Raw genomic sequence first — 18,605 nt, forward strand, 5'->3', positions numbered from 1 at the left:
ACCCCTGGTCAGACCGTCGCGGATCGATGCCTACGCTCCTACCGGCCTTCGAGGCCTCTTTGTAATCGGCATTCCGCGGGCTTACCCAATGTTGGCCAGAAGCCCGACGTGGCTTCCTCGAACAGGCCTAATACATAGATGCAGTCGGGTTTTCATGTTCAAAAGCGGGTTGACGGTGGGGGTGAGTCCATACATAGGAGCGCGCCCTGCGCGCGATTCGCGGGCAGGGCCCGCTCCTACGACGGACCGGGCGTAGGGCGGATAACGCTTCGCGTCATTCGCCCTACGCGCTGAACTCCGCCAACGGCTGCAACGCTCGGCACGCATGGGCGCTACAATGGCGCCCGCACCGATCTCCCCCGATCGGGCACGCCCGGAGCCAGCTTCAGATGTTCACCCTCGTAACCCTGGACGCACCGCCACCGGAGTCCCTGAAGAATCAGGTTCTGCAAATGGTGGTGGACTACTTCAGCGACATCAGCCCGGTACCGCTGATGCCCAGCAATCCGCTCTATCAGCTGTACCAGTACGTAATCGGCTACGAGGTGCACCTGTATCTGCAGGCCATGGACAGCGAGGTGGACAGCAGCGCGCGGTTGGTCCTGGCGCTGGACGACGAGGATCCCTCCCAGGTCCTGGGCTTTGCCCTGTACCTGCCGAGCCAGGACGATGCCCAGGCCTGCACGCTGGCCTACCTGGCCGTCACGGCCAGCCATCGCCGGCACGGCATCGCGCGGGCCATGCTGCAACAGGTGGCCGGCCATCGGCCCCACGTCGAACTCGCCTGCGCGGCGAGCAAGGTGCCGACCTTCGAGTCGATGGGCTTTCAGGTCCTGGCCGCACAGGGGCCACACGTGCTGCTCAACACCCGCGATCACCGCTCCGACGGCATGGTCGCGGTGCAGGACCTGGCCCCGATCTATCAGTCCAGGGAAGTGCGGCAGATCCACGCCTACCTGGTGCAGCAACACGGCCGGAAGGCCATGGCCGATGCCGAGAAAAAACGCGACCGCCTGCTCGACCAGATGGCCCATCAGGCCCAGGCGCTGGTGAAAGAGCGCTTCCCCACGCTGCACTGACAGCCAGCGGAAACGGATTCGGCTTTGAGTGTCTGCTAACGCCCAGAAGCAATGGTCATTCGCAGCCGACTGCTTGAACGCTATGCTTCACTGGCGTTCGTCCCTGCTCTGAGAAGGCGAGCATCGACCAGGAAAGCAGAATGGACTTCATCGCAGACTTCATAGTCCACTATCTGGCGCATCGCATCGGTGTCCGTGTGTTGGGATTTCTGAGCGGTGGCCGGTTCAAGGGTGAAAGCGGCTTTGCCTATGGCTGGGCAGAAGTTGTCGGCGGCCTGATTCTATTTGCTCCCTTCGTAGCATTCATCGCTTGGCTCATTCATAGCAGCGGCCATTGAGCCGATGTCGGCTATGGGTCGAAAGCAGACCTCGGTAGTCGTCAGCTTCCGCCCCCATGGCAGCCATACCGCCGCGATGCTAAGCGCTAAGCCGGCTGATGCCAGGCGTCCATAGGCCTCCTGCGCTTCCCCACTCGGTCAGGCCTGCGCCCGCGGCCGCTTCAAAAACTGTACTTCACCGACAACATCAGATTCCGCGGCTCCCCATACACGTTGCTCGGCACCGTGACAGACGAACTCAAGGAGTTGTAGTACTTCTTGTCGAACGCATTGTTCAGGTTCAGCTGCGCATCGATATGGGCAGTCGGCTTGAACCCCAGCATGAAGTCCACCAGCGTGTAGGCGTCCTGCTCGATCATGTAGGTGGTGCCTTTGTTGTAGATGCGGTTCTGCCGGTACAGGGAACTACCGATGCGCCATTGGTCGAGCGCGCCAGGCAGGGTGTAGGTGGTGCTCATCTTGAACAGGTGTCGCGGGATGTCGGTATCGAACAGGCGGCCTTCGTTGGACTTGTTCGCATCCTTGCGGTATTTGGCTTCGGTGAAGGTGTAGCCGGCGCCCAGTTGCCAGTTGGGCGTGAGTTGCCCTTGCAGTTCCAGTTCGATGCCTTTGCTGCGCACCTCGCCGGCCGCCTCGTAGCAGGAAGTGGTGGGATAGCTGGGGCAAAGGCTCTGGTCGGTGATGGCCTTGGCGCGGTTTTCCTGGTCCAGCTGGAAGATGGCGGCCGAGGCGTTCAGGGCGCCGTCGAAATACTCGCCCTTGATGCCCAGTTCGTAGTTCTTGCCGGTGATGGGTTCGATGACCGAGCCTGAGGTGTCGAAGTAACTCTGCGGCTTGAAGATGTCGGTGTAGCTGACATACACCGAGTGATGCGCGTCCAGGTCATAGATCAGGCCGGCGTACTTGGTGACGTGGCGGTTGACCTTGAGTTCGGTCTCGGTGCCTTTGTAGGGGGCGCTGGTATCGTTTTCGTACCAGTCCAGGCGGCTGCCCAGAATCAGTTTCAGTGGGTCGGCCAGGTTCAGGCGGGTGGTGGCGTAAACGCTGTTGAGCTTGGCGTTGGTGTTCTGCCAGCCGTATTTGGTCTGGCTGGCGACTTTCGGGGTGTCGCCGTTCCAGTTGTAGATATCGATATTGCTGTGCAGCAGCACGTTTGCCGGCACGTCGCCATTGAACACCACGCGGCGATGGCTGGCACCGAACACCAGTTCGTGGGCGCGGTCCATCAGGCGGAACGGGCCGCTGGCGTAGGCATCGAAGCTGTTCTGGCTTTCCCGATAATGGCCGGCGCCGACGTACTGGTCATAGGTCTGGGTGGCGGTGCGCCCCAGTATGTAGGTGCCCAGCATGTCCAGGTCGGCCCAGGACTTGGTGGCCGACAGGTTGAGTTTCCAGCCGTTGTCCAGGGCGTGTTCGATGGCGGCATATGCGGAGGTGCTGGTCTTGTTCCAGTACTCCCAGTCATTGCTCAGGGAAGTGGAACGCGACAGCTTCAGGTCGCTGCCGTCGAAGCCCACGGGCAGGCCGGTCCAGCCGTTGCCGTTGTAGTCGTCCTGCTGGCGCGAAGCGCTGAACGTCAGGGTGGTGCTGTCGTTCAGGTCGGCCTCTACGATCCCGTAGAACAGGTTCCGCTCGTTATCCAGCGAGTCGCGGAAGCTGCCCTGGGTCTGGTAGGCGGTGACCAGGCGACCGCGCACAGCGCCGTTGTCGGTCAGCGGGCCGGACAGGTCGACGTCGGTGCGGTAGCGATCCCAGGTGCCGGCGCTGCCCTGGATGCTGGCCTGGAACGTTGGCGTAGGACGTTTGCGAACCAGGTTGATGGCCGCGGCCGGGTTTCCGGCGCCCTGCATCAGGCCGGTGGCGCCGCGCACCACCTCCACCCGGTCGTACATGGCCATGTCTGCGGAAAGCAGGTCCTGGGACAGCTGGGAACTGTCGAGGCTGGTGGGCAGGCCGTCGTACATGATGTTGTCGAGCGCAAAGCCGCGGGCGTAGTAGGTGGAACGCTCCGGCCCCGTGCGCCGGATGACCATGCCCGGGGTGTTCTGCACGACGTCGTTGAGGTCGGCCAGGGCCTGGTCGTCGAGGCGCTGGCGAGTCATCACCGTGACCGACTGCGGCGTTTCACGCAGCGAGAGGTTCAGCTTGGTGGCGGTTTGCATGGCGCCGGTCGTATAGGAGCCCGTTCCCTCGGTCAGGCCATCCTGGCGAACGCCCATGATTTCGCTGCTATCCATCTTCAGTGGCTGCTCGGCTTCGGCTACCGGACGCAGGACATAGAGGCCGTCGCCCTGCCGTGAGGCGCGCAGTCCAGTCCCCTCGAGCAGCCGGCTCAGGCCGGTGTCGACGTCGGCATCGCCGCTCAGGCCTCGACTCTTCAGCCCCTGTACCCGCTGCGGCTGCAACGGCAGCGTGATGCCCGCCTGGCTCGCGAACTCCGCCAGCGCAGCGCCCAGCGGGCCAGGGGCTATCTCGAAGTGGCGTTGCCGACTGGCCTGATCGGAGGTGTCGGCCTGCGCGGACGCGACGAAGCCGATCGGGCCCAGGCACAGCCCGAGCGCAGCGGCGCGCAACGCCTTTGCAAGTTCGCTGGGTCGTGCTGCGCGGCGCGAAGCGAAGGGGTGAAGCTGCATGAGTGACTCCCTGTGTCGAGCATGTTTTTTCGTTGTGTGCTCGGGTGACACGCGAGAGACGAAAAAGACGACAAAATAAATTCGGCAGCGCCAATCAGCCCGGCCGATCAGCTGGAAATGGGCGCGATGGTGACCCAGTAACGGGTGCGATAGCGGATTTCCACCGGCAGCACCTGGGTCAACGCATGGAGCGCCTGGTCGGTGTCGTGCAGTTGAAACGCCCCGGAGACTTCCAGTTGCGCAACCTCGGGGTCGCAGCGCAACAGGCCGGGCCGGTATCGCCCCAGTTCGGCGGCGAAGCTTGCCAGGCTCATACGCTCGGCCTTGATCACGCCTCGGGTCCAATCGGCGATGCGTGCATCGAGCGGCTCGACGCCGCCCACATGCCGGGCGTTGAATCTCGCCTGTTCGCCGGCCTTCAGCAGCTGGGATTCTCCAGCCCGCGAGTTCAGCTTCACCGCGCCTTCGAGCACCGCAACCTGGCTGTCCTCGGGCCATTGCCGCACCAGGAAGCGCGTGCCGATGGGCTCGATCTCGCCCTGGGCAGTTTCCACAATGAAGGGTCTGCCGGCGGGGTCCTTGGCGGTGACGATCAGCACCTCGCCTGCAACCAGCCGTACCCGCCGGCTCGCACCGTCGAAGGCCACATCGACGGCGCTGTCGGTATTGAGATGAATCTGCGTGCCGTCGGCCAGAGACATCTGGCGCTGCTCGCCTACCCCGCTGCGAACATCGGCATTGAGCTGCTGCCAGGACTGCGTACGGCGAACCAGCAAGGCTGCAGGCGCCGTTGCCAGCAGCAGCGCGAGCAACTTGAGGGCCTGTCGGCGCGTAGCGGCATGGGAACGATCCAGCGTTTCAAGCCCCAGCTGAGGCGGGATCAGCCCCAGTCGCCGGTTGAAGCCCTCCGCCAACTGCCAGGCGCGTTCGTGCTCCGGGTCGGCTGCGCGCCAGCGCTCGCAATCGCGACGTTGCGCCTCGCTGACGCGCGGCCCCTGAAGGCGCACATACCAGCGCGCGGCCTGGCGAGCGATATCACGGTCGATGGGTTGCGCGCTCACGGGTGCTCCGGCACTTCCGCCGCCAGCACGATGCACTCTTCGAAAGCCAGCGCGAGATAACGCTGAACGCTACGTACGCTCACGCCCAACCGCTGGGCGATGGCATCCTGGGTGAGCCCTTCGAGCTGGTACAGGAGGAACGCCTGGCGCGCCTTGCTCGGCAGGCGGGCCAGTACCGCGTCGACCTCGTGCAGGGCTTCGAGCACCAGAGCCTGATGCTCCAGCGAAGGCGTGCACGCCTCTGGCAGGCTGGCCAGGACTTCCAGATACGCCTGCTCCAGCGAGCGCCGACGGTAGAGATTGATCACCAGCCGCTGGGCGATGGTCAGCAGGTAGGCTCGCGGCGTCGCGATTGGCTGCTGCAGCGCAGCGGGCGAAACGAGCAAGCGGACGAAGGTATCCTGGGCCAGGTCGGCCGCATCGCAGCGGTTGCCCAATCGACGATGGAGCCATCCGCGCAGCCATCCGTGGTGGTCCTGGTACAGCCGGCCGAGCAGCAGCTGATCCTCTGTAGCGGCAGTAGCGTGCATGGAGTGGCATTCCATCATATGCGAATGACTCGCATTATATTTTTATGCCACCTCTTCCATCAAGGCATTCGGGCCGGGATCAGCGCGCCTTATCGTGGATGCCCGCCATGGGGCCGTGTGGGGCATCTTCGGATGCGCCGGTCCGAGTCCGGTGCCAGCCTGCACGGCCCGCCCTGGTGCCGTAAGAGCGACTCTCTTACCGGCCGTGCGGGGGCGCTTCGTAGGATCCTTGCTCGCGAATGAGCCCGCAGCGGAACCCGTTCGCGAGCAAGCTCGCTCCTACGAGAAGCCGTGCCCACCGGTATGGTGTCCGTGCAAGACAGGTTTATTTTCAGCACTCTAGTCTCGTCCATCCGGACAGCTTTAGAGCAGAAGGAATAAATCTGTTCCTCTTCCACAATGGGGCGTCGGCGTCATTGCCGTTCAAGCCCTTGAGCGTCGCGGCCCCCGGCGTTTCTGGCGTTACAGGGCATAGCCACCATCCAGCGTCAGGCTCGCCCCGGTCATGTGGGCCGCTGCCGGGCTGGCGAGATACGAGACCAGGCCGGCGATCTCCATGGGCTGGGCGACGCGTCCGAGTGGGACGAGTTCCGCCAGCGCGTCCAGGTGCGCTTGCGTCATGTCGGTCGCGGTTGGGCCGGGCTGGATATTGTTGACGGTGATCCGGCGCGCCGCGAGATCCAGCGCTAGCCCTTGCACCAGGCGCGCAACGGCGGCCTTGGTCATCGCGTACACCGCGCCTTCGACCGAGGTGCGCCCAGAGGCCGAATTGCTGCCGATGGTGATCACCCGCCCGCCGTCGCGCATGCTGGCCACGGCGGCCTGGATCGAGAGAATGACGCCACGGATGTTCACGTCGAGCATCAGGTCGAGGTCCTCGACGCCAAGGGCATCGATACGGGCGAGCCGCAGCACGCCGGCATTGACCACCGCCACGTCGATCGCGCCAAAGCGCTCGACCGCCGCCGCCACCGCATTGCGGATGGCGGCGGCATCCTTGCTGTCGGCCTGGATCGCAAGAGCACGGCCGCCACCCGCCTCGATCTCGGCGGCCAGCGCTTTGGCGCTGTCCGGCCGAGACACGTAGGTCAGCGCCACCGAGAAACCGTCGGCGGCGAGTTGCCTCGCCGCTGCCGCGCCAATGCCCCGGGAGCCACCAAAAACAATGGCGACCTTGTCATTCCCTGCTTCGTCTCGCTTCATCGCCTCACCTTCATTGACTGAAAACGTGAAAACCCGGAAATCAGACGGTTACCGATTCATGGGACGACGCCACGCGCTTGCCCAACGGCGTCCGGCTGTAGCCATCTGCGGCAATGATCTGTTGCGCAGGTGCTGCCGAGTTCACACGCATGCCCAGGGGCGTCCTGCTGAAGCCATCTTCCGCCAGTTGCGGGGTTGCGCCTTCTTCAGCCAGGGGCGTCAGTTGGAAACAGACGGTGCCGTGGGAGCAGCGCGCCTCGGCCGCATTCGCATGTACCGCCACGCCGGCCAGCGAAAAGGTAATGGCGGTCACAAGGGTCTTCAGAGTGTTCATGGCATTGTTCCTCAAGGGTTAGGGGGAACAGTCCATCGGAGTGGGAAAGAACGCTCTGGAAGAGTGCTGGCTCCAACCGCGCGCCGATGTCCTGTTGGAGTGAATTAAAAGCCCTTGGGGTATCTGCGCCGTGTCGAGAAAAGGCGTAGCCATCTCTGCGAATGTCAAAACGCGCTGCGGACACACTGGAATACAAAGCGCCTCCGAGAAAGTGCGGATGAGCAGGCAGCGAGCTTCCGTCGTCATTGCCGAGACGGGGCGTCGCAACGTTCGCTATGGGTCAAGAGCTGCCGCTTAACGAAGGCAGCTTTCGGCTAGGAGCAGACATCCAACGTCACCGTCAAACGAGGCTGATTGGCAGCGCGCAAGCTTTATCAGTCCCTTGCTTTAGGGGCCTAATTCCTAGGTAGTTAACTAGTAGAGGTTAAACCAAGACCCAAATTGCACTCGTGCCCCTCAAGCGCGGTCTCTTCTGAGATATCTCTTGCACCTCAGCTTGTGGAAATAGACTGACTTGCGTGGACTATCGAAACACTGCTCTTGCGCCCATCGCGGATCAGCACAGTCAAAAGCGCCGTGACGCCAATACCGAACAGGTAAAGGCCTTGCGGGCCAAGGCGCTCCATCAGCGTTCCTGCGACAAGTGGGCCAATAGCCGCGCCAATACCAAACGCTACCAGCAGCATTCCGGCGACGGATACTCGAAGCTCGACTTCAAGGTTGTCGTTGGCGTGCGCGACACCCAGTGGATACAGACAGAACTGCAGAAAGCCTACGGCAGCCCCTGCGAACATGATCCAGCCCACCTCCGGAGCATTGAGGAAAGCCAATGGCAAATAGGCGACGCAGAGCAGGATCGAGGTTGCTCGAATTATCGCCACCCGAGAATATCGATCCGAAAGCATTCCGAGCGGGAGTTGGGCAACCAGCCCCGCTGCCACGCTAAGTGCCATGAACTGACCAACCTGTGCGGGAGTGAATCCCAACTGAGCGGCGAAAATCGGAGTCAATCCGTAGAAGCAGCCATTCAATAGTCCCGACGCAAGAACAGTGCCCAACGCCTGGGGTAGTCGGCGGATATAGAACATTGGCCGCACGCGCACCTGGCTGATTGCGCTCGGGCGCCTGCCTCTGTGCATAGCCATGGGTATCATGCCGATGGCGACAGCGATGGCGACCCCGGACAGGACCAATGCGTTCAGTCCATCGCCGAGGCCGATCAGCAACTGCCCCAGCATCATGCCGACGTAGCTCGCCACCATGTACAGCGACATGGCGCCACCACGACGATCACTCGGCGAGCAGTCGTTGAGCCAACTTTCGATGACCATCAGCTGGCACATCATCGCCGCCCCAACGACGAACCTCAGAGCAAGCCAGAGCGGCAACCAGTCGCTTAGCTGATGGCTGAGTACGGCCGCCACAATCACACCGGCCGCTATCACGAATGCAAATGCATGGGAGACCCGATTGATCAGCCAGTAGCCGATGCGTCCTCCCACCACCATGCCTAGGGCATGGGCAGCCATGAGACCGCCCCCCCAAAGTTCCGCAATACCCTCAGCGTCCAGACGCAGAGCCAGGTACGTCATGAGCAGACTGGACCCCAGCTGCATAAGCAGAGTCGCGGCATAGATCGTTCCGAATGCCTTGGCGAGTGCGAACAATTGAAATCCCCAGTTCTGCTCTATGCGAGGCCGTGACGCTGTTTCCAGTCGCCGGGATGTACTACATAGCCAAACAACGCGTGGCCTCCGTAGACGAGTTCAGTCCCTTCGGGGATCCACAGCAGTTGCCCCGGCTCCACCCGGTACAGCTCACCGTTCGCCCTGAGTTCGAAACAACCTTCGATGACAAAAATCACTTCGTCGTACAGCAGCGTCCAGGCAACCTCGGCACCGTCCCAGAGAGCGAAGCCAATGCCCAGGTTGGGTGAGACTTCGTTGCTGATGGCACGGGCCACGCTGGCATTACCCGGTGGGCCCCCACGGTGAACGAAGTCCAAATTACGATGGTCGACGAGGAGTACCGGCCCCTTGCTACCGGGTGCCGTCGTCATAGCTCACTCCTGCTGTTCCAGGCCGCCCAGCGGATGCGCGTACGTACGCCAAGGCCAAGGAGCGGCTCCGGCGGGTTGAGGGAGGGCATGCCGGTCACCGTCTGGATGTCGCTGAGCAGCGAAGACTCGGCCCCAACTACCCGATCAGCTAGCAGCGCTCCGGAAATGGTGCCCCAAGCCGCCCCTACGCCGTTGTCGCATGCCGTCGCGAATACGCCATCATCCAATTGACCGAAGTAGTTGGTGAAGTTGCGCGAGATGGCATAGACGCCACCCCATGTGTGCGTGAATGGCACTTGGGCTAGCTGCGGGTAGCGCGAGAGGAATGCCTTGCGGTGGTCATTACGGATCTTCGCGCGCGTTCCTTCGTCAACGCTGCGACCATAGCGCGGTACATGCTTGTAAGTATTGCGGATGATCAAGCGGCGATCCTGGGTCATCCGCACTGTGGTGCCCGCATGGTCGGCCGGGGTCAGCCCCCAGTCGGCCTGGACGCCGACGGCACTCATCTCGGCATTGGTGAGCGGACGCGTCCAACTGGCGAAGGTCATCACGGGCAGCAGGCGATTGCGCAGGAAGCCGAACTCCTGGGTGAAGATGCTGGTGCCCAGCAGCACCTGCGGAGTGCGGATCAGCCCCTCGTTGCCATGCAGGACCCAGCGGCCGTTGGCGTCGCGCTCCAGACGCTGGATCGGCGATTCCTCCAGCACCTCGACGTTCTGCGGCAGCGAATCGCCCAGCCCGCGCACCAGCGCGGCCGGCTGCATCAGGTAGCAGCCCGGCGTGAAGATGGCGCGGCTGTAATAGTTTGTACCCAGCACTCCGGCCAGCTCATTGCGCTCCACCAGGCGGTAGGGTTCGCCGAGGTCAGCCATCAGCTTCTCGAAATGATCGAGGTAGGCGAGACCGCGCTCACCGACAGCGCCCTGGTACTTGCCGGCATGGGACCACTGGCAGTCGATGCCATGGCGTCCGATCAGGGTCTGCAGCTGGTCGATAGCGGCGCGGTTGAGGCCCAACAGGCGCTGCTTGTGCTGCGGATCGGGATGCTCCAGGGCGAACTTGTGCGGCAGGTCGATGACGAAGCCGGAGTTGCGGCCCGAGGCGCCGTAGCCGATGCGCTGGGCATCCACCAGCAGGATGCGCGATTGCGGCATGTGTTCGGCGAGCCGGCGCGCCGCGGCGAGTCCCGCGAAGCCAGCGCCGATCACCACATGGTCGGCCTTCTGCTCGCCTACTAGACGCTTGCAGGGGAAGGGTTCGGGCAGCGCGGCGTACCAGCCGCAACTGCGGTCATCATGAGGCAGGTTAACGATACTGTTCATTGTTCGGCACTCACGCCACGTTCTGTTGGGTGTCCTGGCAGCTCTGCAGCCAGGCATTGCGTTTCTGTTGCGCCTGCCGTCCGAGCAGGACGAAGCCGCGCATGGCGCCAGCAGGGTCATGGAAGGCCGCGCTCAGACCGTCTGCGGTTGCGTCGCAGCGCCATTGGCCTTCGCAATCGACCGGCGGCGGCAGCAGGCACAGCGGCGCGGCCGGAATCTTCACCGTGACCGGCATCAGCGGGTAGCTGACGGGAGTCGGCTGGCCCAGCAGGGTCCGGGCAAGCGCGCGGATGCCTTCGTTGATCGGCGCGAGGTAAGGCAGCAGCTGTCCGTCGATCTCGATGCAGTCGCCTAGGGCATAGATGCCTGGTTTCGAAGTTTGCAGACTGGCGTCGACCTTGATGCCGCGCCCGCACTCCAGACCGGCGTCCGCGGCCAATTGCAGGTTCGGTCGCAGGCCGACAGCCGAGAGGACGAGATCCGCCTCGACGATCTGGCCGTCGGAGAGGGTCAGGCGATAGCCGTCCCCATCCTGCTCGATACGCTGCAAGGTGCTGTACAGGTTCCACTGCACGCCGAGGCCGGACAGCGCCTGCTGTAGTTGCAGGCCCGCCTGTTCCGGCAGCAGCCGTTCCATCGGCCAGGCGCCCAGGCCGATGATCCGTACCTGATAACCGCTGCTCGCCAGGTCATTGGCGAACTCGCAACCGATCAGCCCGTCGCCGAGGATTGCCACGCTGCGTACGCCTTCCAGGCGCTCGCGGAACTGGTGGTAGTCCTGCAGGTTGTTGACGCTGAGCAGCGCATCGGCGCAGCCCTCGATTGGCAGGCGCACGGGCGAGGCGCCGCTGGCCAGCACCAACTGGCCGTAATCCATCTCGCCGAGACTGGTGTGAAGTCGCCGCGCCTCGGTATCGATCCGCTCGACCCGGCAGTGCGTATAGATGCGGATGCCCAGGCGCCGCTCCAGCGCCATCGGGCTTTCCGTGGCCAGCGCCGCGGCACTGCGGCCCTGCGCCAATGCGATGGACAGAGCCGGCTTGGAGTAGTTGTGCCCGGACTCCTGGGTCAGCACGCGGATATCCAGTTGCGGATTGGCCTTGCGCAGTTCCTGGGCCAGGCCGTAACCGGCATAGCCGCTGCCGATGATGACCACCGGCCCGGCAGTAACTGCGGCCGCCACCGGCCGCTTCAGCGCAGCCGGCGGAGTGGCAACGGCGGTGACCGGCTCACTGATCTCGATCATCTCGAAATCGGACTTGCCGACCTTGCAGTCGGGGCACAGCCAATCCTCGGGAACGTCCTCCCAGCGGGTTCCGGCAGCGATGCCGTCGTCCGGCCAGCCCACGGCCTCGTCATAGATCAGGCCACAGATGATGCAGAGCCACTTTTTCATAGCCGCGCCCTCACTCGCCCTTGATACGCAGGGCCAGGTTCTTGGTCCGAACGTAGCTGTAGAGAGCCTCCTGCCCCTTCTCCCGGCCGAAACCGGACAGACCTACCCCGCCGAACGGCGTTTCGATGCCACCCGCGTACCACTCGTTGACGAACACCTGGCCAGCGCGCAGGCGCCGTGCGCAGCGCAGCGCGCGGTTGAGGTCCTGAGTGAAGACGCCCGCCACCAGGCCGAAATCGGTTCCGTTGGCGATGGCAATGGCTTCCTCTTCGGTGCCGAACGGAATCACCGCAAGGACTGGCCCGAACACCTCGGCTTGGGCGATTTCCATCTGCGGGTGCACATTGCGCAGCACCGTGGGCGCCATGAAATGCCCACGGAGCCCGCTGATCGCTTCGCCGCCAGCTGCTACCACCGCGCCCTGTTCCTGAGCGCGCCGGCACATGGCCTCGATTCCCTGGAGTTGGCCTGCGGAAATCACCGGCGTGTGGTCTGGATCGTCCTGGCCGAGACCGACGCTCAGCCCCTTGGCCATCTCCGCCACGTCGGCCACCACCTCGTCATACACCGAGCGCTGCACCAGCAGGCGCGACATGGCCGAGCAGACCTGGCCGGCATTGAAGAAAATGCCGTTCCTGACGCTCGTCAGAACCTGCTCGCGATCGGCGTCGGTGAAGACCAGCGCGGCCGACTTGCCACCCAGTTCCATGACGCTGGGGATCGCATGCTCGGCGGCAGTGCGCAGGATGCTTTGGCCAGTGCCGACCGAGCCGGTGAAGACGATCTGATCGATGTCACGGTGCCCGGCCAGATAGGCGCCGACTTCGCGGCCACGACCGCAGATCAGGTTCACCGCGCCGCGCGGCAGGCCGGCACGTTCGATGGCCTTAAGCAGGACGCACAGTCCCAGCGGCGAAAGCTCCGGCGACTTGACCACCACCGCGTTGCCGGCAGCCAGGGCCGGCGCCAGCGAGCGGGCACAGATGGAAACCGGGAAGTTCCACGGCACGATCTGCAGCGACACGCCCATCGGGTCGTAGACGGTGAAGTCCATGTAGCCGTTGCCAAGGGGAATGGAGGTCCCCTCGATCTTGTCAGCCATACCGGCGTAGTACTCGAAGTAGCGCGCAGCCTCGACGAACTCGTCGCGGGCATCGCGCAGGCGCTTGCCGTTCTCCTGGCACAGGACCCAGGCGCCCTCCTCGGTCAACGCGCGGATCTGCGCGGCGATCTCCAGCAGCCAGGAGACCCGCTGCGCCGGACGGGCGCAGGTCAGCTCACCGCTGTCGGCGCAGCGGCGCGCCGCCTGCACGGCACGCTCGGCGTCGGCCACGGTGGCCTGGGCGATGATGGCGACCGGTTCGGTGGTGCCGGGATTATTGACGGTGAGGCGCTGCTCACTGTCGGTCCACTGGCCGTCGATGAAGTTCAGCCAGTGCGATGCGATCTGATGCATGGCGTTCACCTCAGGCTTTCTGCGCGTAGTCGAGCAGCTGCTGGGCGGCCCACTTGTGGAAGTAGTGGGTCGGCAGATCCATCTCCGGAGAGAACGCGCCGCCGTTGTAGCCGGGGGACTGGCGACCCTTCTGCATGCCTTCCACGGAAGCGATGTCCTCGGCGAACACCACGCGCCAGGATTCCTTCACTGCGTCGCGGGCAGCCTCGAAGCGGGAGTCGAGGGCCTCGTCGCCGACATAGAAGAGACGCAGGTGCTCGATGGTCTTACCGGGCGCCACCGGCTCCAGCATCATGGCGAAGGCGTGGTCGGCCTGGATGCCCAGCAGCACGTTGGGGAAGAAGGCCACGTACTCGGCGGTGCGCATGCGATCCTGCGGCCAGGACGGGAAGGTCGGCAGGTGCGTGCCGGCAACGTCGGACAAGTTGTAGGCATGGCTGCCCTGGCCGGCGAACTGGTCGAACATGATGTTGTAGTGGTCTTCCAGGCGCGAGTAGGTGTTCAGCGCCGGGTGCACCCACGGCAGGTGGTAAGACTCGCAGTAGTTCTCAACCGCCAGCTTCCAGTTGCAGTTGACCTCGATGCTCAGCGCGCCGCTGTTGGCCTCGCGGCGAATCAGGTCCATGCCGTCGGTGCCGAGGAACTGGGTCCAGCGCTCGGTCAGCGGCGCGAGCTGCTCTTCCAGCGCCGGCGCATCGGCGGACAGGTTTATGAACACCATGTCCATCCAGATGGTGCTGCGCAGCGCCTTCAGGCCGTGCTTCTCGCAGGCGAAGCGTTCGTCCTTGTGCTGGTTGATGCCGCCGACGTGCGGGGTGCCTTTCAGGCCGCCGTTCAGGTCATAGGTCCAGGAGTGGTAGGGGCAGCGGATCACGCCCTGCACCTCGCCCGCTTCCTGCACCAGCTTCACGCCGCGATGGCTGCAGACGTTGTGGAAGACCTGCACCACGCCTTCGCGGTTGCGCATCATCAGCAACGGCAGCCCCATGAAATCCACCGGCTTCACGTAGCTGTTCTTCGGCAGGTCGCTGGCGAAACCGATGCAGGCCCAGTTGCGGCCCAGCACGTGATCGCGCTCCAGCTCGAAATAGCGCTGCTCGGTATAGAACTCGTTGGTCAGACCGTGGGCTTCGTGGATGGGAGCCAGGACGGTTTCCAGGGCATGGGTCGGAATCAGGCGAGGGGCAGTCGAAGTCATTGTTGTTCTCTCTTGCTTGGCACGGAAGGAAATGCGCAGCCGATTCGGCCTGCTGCATGGCGGCGAGTTTCGGCAAGAGAGGAAGCAGCGGACAAACGATTTTTTCGGCCTAATTAATTACCTTTTCTCATTAATGTGAAATTTTCGAATAACCTTGTGAGCATCGCAGTTCGTGAATTTGAAACAAAGGCGGCTCGCCCAATTTAATGAGTCATGGTAATTAATTGATGAGCAGAAATGATTTGTCGCCAGGCCCAGCGTCGACCATTTTGTTGCCACATCTCGGGCACGATCATCCCGGGATCATTCCAGCGTGAAGCGACCTCCGTGATTCAGGCAGATGCCAATGCCTGACCCTCGCTCCACACGAAAAAAAGCCCTGAACAAAAATAAAAGGGGACAACAACCATGCGTGCACAAACGGGCCCTTTGAAAGGCCTCAACCCCACCGTAACCCTCGCCTCGATAGTCACCGTGGTGCTGTTCGTGCTGTTCTGCGCGTTCACCAACGAGCAAGCCGCGAAGACTTTCGAAGCAGCCTCGACCTTCATCCTCGACAACTTCAAGTGGTACTACCTAGCGCTGGTAAGCGGTATTCTCTGCCTCCTGCTGTACCTCACCACCAGCAAGTACGGCGACCTGAAACTGGGTGCCGACGATGACGAGCCCGAGTTCAGCTTCGGCTCATGGATCGCCATGCTGTTCAGCGCCGGCATGGGCATCGGACTGATCTTCTGGTCGGTGGCCGAGCCGATGCTGCACTACGCCGGCAACCCGTTCGCCGCGGGCCTGACGGACGAAGCCGCCACCGCGGCTATGCGCATCACCCTGTTCCACTGGGGCCTGCATCCGTGGGCGATCTTCAGCCTCATCGGCCTGAGCCTGGCATACTTCGCCTACCGTCGCGGCCTGCCGCTGGCGTTGCGTTCCATCCTCTACCCGCTGATCGGTGACCGCATCTATGGCTGGATCGGCCATGTGGTCGACATCATGGGCGTCGCCATCACCGCCTTCGGCGTATCGCAATCGCTGGGCCTGGGCGTGGCGCAGATCAACACCGGCCTTCACCAGGTGTTCGGCCTGCCGATCAGCATCGTGCTGCAGCTGTCGATCATCCTGGTCGTCACCATCATCGCGTCCATTTCCTTGCTGGCCGGCCTCTCCAAGGGCATGAAGCGCATTTCGACGCTCAACATGTACATGTCCTTCGCGCTGATGCTGGTGGTCCTGGCCATCGGTCCGACCCGTTACATCCTCAACCTGATGTTCGAATCCACCGGCGACTACATCCAGACCCTGCCGAGCCTGAGCCTCTGGATGGACACGCAGAAGGACACCCAGTGGCAGAACTGGTGGACGGCGTTCTACTGGCCGTGGTGGATGACCTGGGGTCCGTTCGTGGGCCTGTTCATCGCGCGCATTTCCAAGGGCCGCACCATCCGCGAGCTGATCGTAGGCGCCCTCTTCGTACCCACGCTGGTCACCATCCTCTGGATGTCCGTGTTCGGTGGCGCGGCGCTGAAGAACGAGCAGACCGAACGCCAGCAATACCAGAAGACAGTTGCCAGTGCCCAAGTGGCCCAGGAGCAGACCAGGTTCGAAGGCGGCACCGTTCTCCTGGCGACCAAGAAGGAAACCACTGCGGCGATGTTCACCCTGCTGGGGCAACTGGATGGCCCGACCGTCGGCGCGGTGCTGTCCGTCCTCGTCTGCCTGCTGCTCGCGGTGCACTTCGTCACCACGGCCGATGCGGGAACACAGGTGCTCTGTACGCTGAACGCGCTGGGCAGCACCAATCCGCCCAACTGGATCAGGCTGCTCTGGTGCGTGCTGGAAGGCGCCATCGCCGCCGGCCTGCTGCTGGCGGGAGGACTCAAGGCGATCCAGATGGCGAGCATCGCCGTCGGCCTGCCAATCGCAATCCTGATGACTGTAATGAGCTACACCCTGGTCCGCACCTTGCGGCAGGAGTCGCTCAACGGCCAGCCCGACCTACCCCCAGGCGGCCGTCTACTCGTTCAGGAGCATTCCCAGAAGGGCGTCTCGCAACTTCGCGGACCAGTACTGGGCGGGGCTGCTGCGGTCTCCCCAATGACCGCACGAAGAGCCGGCTGACATTGGCAATACCGTGGCCCTTCCCGATTGGCTGGACGCAATGAACCGGAAGAGCCACTAGCCACCTGACAGCACCAAGGCCGTCAGCCACAAGCTGACGGCCTTGGTCGTTTCTGCGCCTGAAAGTCCTGATCTTTGATTGTCGATAGTAGCCCCCTCAACCTTGAACCGAAGGTAGCCCCATGAGCCAGTCGCGGAACAACCTCACGCTCTGTCGTGGCCTACGCGCACTCAGCGGCTCCAGCAAGCAGAACTTTGCATCTGTCTGTAGAGAAAGATCATTCGGTCGTACGAGGCTGCCTGTGCTCAATGGCTCATCGACCAACCGGTCCCAGGCCAGCGCGACCCCCTGACCGCTAACGGCGGACTGGATCAGCATGCTGTAGCTATTGATATTGACCCGATGCTTCGGGATCCCAGGCTCATGCCCCAGACGCTTAAACCACTCCGGCCAACCTATCCAGTCGCGCTGCGAGTCCTCGAGCCACAACCAAGTGCAGGAAGACAGTCCGTCGATCGACGAAAGCTGGGGATTCTTCGCCAGGTAAGCGGGGCTGCAGACCAGATAGATCTCCTCCGAGAACAACGGTGTCACTTCCATGTCCTTGGGCGGGGTACTGCAGTAGTACAGCGCCAGATCGCAATCGAGTCGGGAGTAGTCTTTCACATGGTCGAGCGCGATTATTCGCAGATCGATCTCCTCGTGCTGACTTTGAAACTCCGCAACCTTGGGCAGAAGCCAGAGCGATGCCATGGCCGTGCTGGTGGCCACCGTCACTTGCTGATCGCCTCGCCATTGCCGGATCTCGCCAGTGGAGCGGGCCAGATGAAGCAGGCATTCTCGAACGGTCTCGTGGTACTGAGCGCCTGCCGGGGTCAAGTTGATGGTTCGGGTCGTTCGCTCGAAGAGCGTCTTCCCGAGATAGTCCTCTAGCAGTCGAATCTGGCGACTGATCGCCCCTTGCGTGACGTTCAGCTCTTTGGCGGCAAGGGTGAAGCTCAAATGACGGGCTGCAGATTCAAAGGCAAGCAGGCTGTTGAGAGGCGGAAGAGGCTGGATTCTCACGGCGTATACAACCACTCATTCTTATTCTGTCGAATTGCATCATTTTAGTGGTCTGAAGCCAGTCACGTTGCACCGCAACACCCGGCCATTCCTATTTTTTGTGCATGCCCTAACGCCGGACTACGAAGCTGGCTGCAAGCGCATTGTCGTATCTGGCGGATTCCATGAAGCGGTACAGCAGCCGATCGTCTCGATCGTGACCGAAGGTATCGAGCCGATTGAGACAAATGGCATCCGCTTGAGGGATGGGTCTTTCCAGCCGCTGGACACAATCATCCTGGGGACCGGCTTCGATGCTGATGGATTCCTTCGTCCGATGCCGGTCATTGGCAAGGAGAGTGTAGATCTCGATGAATTCTGGGCCAATGTGTTCATGAACTACAAGTCCGTCGCGTTGCCGAACCTGTTCTACATCAACGGGCCGTTTGACAGCTTGCTTTTGACCGGTAGCTGCCATCTGCGAAGGGCGGCTATGGGTCGGAAGCAGCCATTCGCCTACGGCGGCTATGCAGGCCAACCGCCTCGCTCTTTGCCACGCCCGATTGACAGCCTCACGGCAACTCCCTGACGTTGCTCAGCCGCTCAACAGAACGGTGTGGGATTGGCGTCACGGAATTCTGGAAGGTGTCTGGGTCAATCTCCGGTACCTTGCGTGGCTGCACCCGTGTCATGGGCGGGCCGTGCGGGGCATCTTCGGATGCGCCGGTTCCCAGATTCCGGTACGCCAACCTGTACGGTCCGCCCTCCCCTATTGGCGTCGGGAGGCGGAAGACTGAGTCGATCTGGGAGATTTTCATGAGCCTTGCAGCCCA

Annotated in this window: 16 protein-coding genes and 1 pseudogene; 4 read left to right on the top strand and 13 right to left on the bottom strand. The window is 62.8% G+C overall.

Features of this window, described 5'->3' with window-relative positions:
• Window positions 1–389 precede the first annotated feature (389 nt).
• The gene (locus tag IG194_RS00155; protein WP_058490075.1) at window positions 390–1,079 is read left to right on the top strand and encodes a GNAT family N-acetyltransferase; all 690 of its coding nucleotides are present in this window, start codon (window positions 390–392) and stop codon (window positions 1,077–1,079) included.
• Between the two features lie 140 nt (window positions 1,080–1,219).
• Window positions 1,220–1,417 (top strand): hypothetical protein, encoded by a 198-nt coding sequence (locus tag IG194_RS00160; protein WP_009622930.1) that lies wholly within the window; start codon window positions 1,220–1,222, stop codon window positions 1,415–1,417.
• Window positions 1,418–1,578: 161 nt separating this feature from the next.
• On the opposite strand, the gene IG194_RS00165 is transcribed toward IG194_RS00160, so the two are convergent.
• From IG194_RS00165 to IG194_RS00215, 12 genes and pseudogenes are all read right to left on the bottom strand, one after another.
• Window positions 1,579–4,050, bottom strand: a complete 2,472-nt coding sequence (locus IG194_RS00165; protein ID WP_082996209.1) for a TonB-dependent siderophore receptor — start codon at window positions 4,048–4,050, stop codon at window positions 1,579–1,581.
• A gap of 107 nt (window positions 4,051–4,157) precedes the next feature.
• On the bottom strand, window positions 4,158–5,111 hold the full coding sequence (locus IG194_RS00170; protein WP_058490077.1) for a FecR domain-containing protein: 954 nt from the start codon (window positions 5,109–5,111) through the stop codon (window positions 4,158–4,160).
• Window positions 5,108–5,641, bottom strand: a complete 534-nt coding sequence (locus tag IG194_RS00175; RefSeq protein ID WP_058490078.1) for a sigma-70 family RNA polymerase sigma factor — start codon at window positions 5,639–5,641, stop codon at window positions 5,108–5,110. The genes IG194_RS00170 and IG194_RS00175 overlap by 4 nt, the downstream gene beginning before the upstream one ends.
• 462 nt (window positions 5,642–6,103) lie before the next feature.
• Window positions 6,104–6,844: an SDR family oxidoreductase gene (locus IG194_RS00180; protein ID WP_176707142.1), complete on the bottom strand. Its 741-nt coding sequence runs from the start codon at window positions 6,842–6,844 to the stop codon at window positions 6,104–6,106.
• Between the two features lie 40 nt (window positions 6,845–6,884).
• A complete protein-coding gene (locus IG194_RS00185; RefSeq protein WP_058490079.1) occupies window positions 6,885–7,178 on the bottom strand; it encodes a hypothetical protein in 294 nt (97 codons plus the stop codon).
• Window positions 7,179–7,669: 491 nt separating this feature from the next.
• On the bottom strand, window positions 7,670–8,845 hold the full coding sequence (locus IG194_RS00190) for an MFS transporter (protein WP_043271935.1): 1,176 nt from the start codon (window positions 8,843–8,845) through the stop codon (window positions 7,670–7,672).
• Between the two features lie 20 nt (window positions 8,846–8,865).
• Window positions 8,866–9,237, bottom strand: a complete 372-nt coding sequence (locus tag IG194_RS00195) for an ethanolamine utilization protein EutQ (protein ID WP_043271937.1) — start codon at window positions 9,235–9,237, stop codon at window positions 8,866–8,868.
• On the bottom strand, window positions 9,234–10,562 hold the full coding sequence (locus tag IG194_RS00200; RefSeq protein WP_043271939.1) for an NAD(P)/FAD-dependent oxidoreductase: 1,329 nt from the start codon (window positions 10,560–10,562) through the stop codon (window positions 9,234–9,236). The genes IG194_RS00195 and IG194_RS00200 overlap by 4 nt, the downstream gene beginning before the upstream one ends.
• A 10-nt stretch (window positions 10,563–10,572) precedes the next feature.
• Entirely contained in the window at window positions 10,573–11,808 is a 1,236-nt protein-coding gene (locus IG194_RS00205; RefSeq protein WP_225617252.1) for an FAD-dependent oxidoreductase, read from the bottom strand.
• A pseudogene (locus tag IG194_RS32625) lies at window positions 11,797–11,958 on the bottom strand (rubredoxin); the annotation flags it as partial. The gene IG194_RS00205 and the pseudogene IG194_RS32625, both read right to left, overlap by 12 nt.
• 10 nt (window positions 11,959–11,968) lie before the next feature.
• Window positions 11,969–13,414 carry an aldehyde dehydrogenase family protein gene (locus IG194_RS00210; RefSeq protein WP_058491011.1) on the bottom strand — a complete coding sequence of 482 codons (1,446 nt, stop codon included), beginning with the start codon at window positions 13,412–13,414 and terminating at the stop codon, window positions 11,969–11,971.
• Window positions 13,415–13,424: 10 nt separating this feature from the next.
• Window positions 13,425–14,612: an aromatic ring-hydroxylating oxygenase subunit alpha gene (locus IG194_RS00215; protein WP_043271942.1), complete on the bottom strand. Its 1,188-nt coding sequence runs from the start codon at window positions 14,610–14,612 to the stop codon at window positions 13,425–13,427.
• Window positions 14,613–15,020: 408 nt separating this feature from the next.
• Here IG194_RS00215 and IG194_RS00220 point away from each other — a divergent pair, with 408 nt between their 5' ends.
• Window positions 15,021–16,727 (top strand): BCCT family transporter, encoded by a 1,707-nt coding sequence (locus tag IG194_RS00220; protein WP_043271944.1) that lies wholly within the window; start codon window positions 15,021–15,023, stop codon window positions 16,725–16,727.
• 157 nt (window positions 16,728–16,884) lie between these two features.
• On the opposite strand, the gene IG194_RS00225 is transcribed toward IG194_RS00220, so the two are convergent.
• Entirely contained in the window at window positions 16,885–17,793 is a 909-nt protein-coding gene (locus tag IG194_RS00225) for a LysR substrate-binding domain-containing protein (RefSeq protein WP_043272234.1), read from the bottom strand.
• A 67-nt stretch (window positions 17,794–17,860) separates the two neighbouring features.
• Here IG194_RS00225 and IG194_RS00230 point away from each other — a divergent pair, with 67 nt between their 5' ends.
• Window positions 17,861–18,361 (top strand): hypothetical protein, encoded by a 501-nt coding sequence (locus IG194_RS00230; RefSeq protein WP_043271946.1) that lies wholly within the window; start codon window positions 17,861–17,863, stop codon window positions 18,359–18,361.
• Window positions 18,362–18,605 lie beyond the last annotated feature (244 nt).

It is taken from the genome of Pseudomonas sp. ADPe (genome assembly GCF_014843515.1).
GTDB lineage: Bacteria > Pseudomonadota > Gammaproteobacteria > Pseudomonadales > Pseudomonadaceae > Pseudomonas > Pseudomonas citronellolis.

Coding starts and splice junctions, on each gene's coding strand:
- IG194_RS00155 (WP_058490075.1), top strand. CDS start 390: ATGTTCACCCTCGTAACCCTGGACGCACCGCCACCGGAGTCCCTGAAG.
- IG194_RS00160 (WP_009622930.1), top strand. CDS start 1,220: ATGGACTTCATCGCAGACTTCATAGTCCACTATCTGGCGCATCGCATC.
- IG194_RS00210 (WP_058491011.1), bottom strand. CDS start 13,414: ATGCATCAGATCGCATCGCACTGGCTGAACTTCATCGACGGCCAGTGG.
- IG194_RS00185 (WP_058490079.1), bottom strand. CDS start 7,178: ATGAACACTCTGAAGACCCTTGTGACCGCCATTACCTTTTCGCTGGCC.
- IG194_RS00175 (WP_058490078.1), bottom strand. CDS start 5,641: ATGCACGCTACTGCCGCTACAGAGGATCAGCTGCTGCTCGGCCGGCTG.
- IG194_RS00215 (WP_043271942.1), bottom strand. CDS start 14,612: ATGACTTCGACTGCCCCTCGCCTGATTCCGACCCATGCCCTGGAAACC.
- IG194_RS00220 (WP_043271944.1), top strand. CDS start 15,021: ATGCGTGCACAAACGGGCCCTTTGAAAGGCCTCAACCCCACCGTAACC.
- IG194_RS00205 (WP_225617252.1), bottom strand. CDS start 11,808: ATGATCGAGATCAGTGAGCCGGTCACCGCCGTTGCCACTCCGCCGGCT.
- IG194_RS00165 (WP_082996209.1), bottom strand. CDS start 4,050: ATGCAGCTTCACCCCTTCGCTTCGCGCCGCGCAGCACGACCCAGCGAA.
- IG194_RS00200 (WP_043271939.1), bottom strand. CDS start 10,562: ATGAACAGTATCGTTAACCTGCCTCATGATGACCGCAGTTGCGGCTGG.
- IG194_RS00180 (WP_176707142.1), bottom strand. CDS start 6,844: ATGAAGCGAGACGAAGCAGGGAATGACAAGGTCGCCATTGTTTTTGGT.
- IG194_RS00195 (WP_043271937.1), bottom strand. CDS start 9,237: ATGACGACGGCACCCGGTAGCAAGGGGCCGGTACTCCTCGTCGACCAT.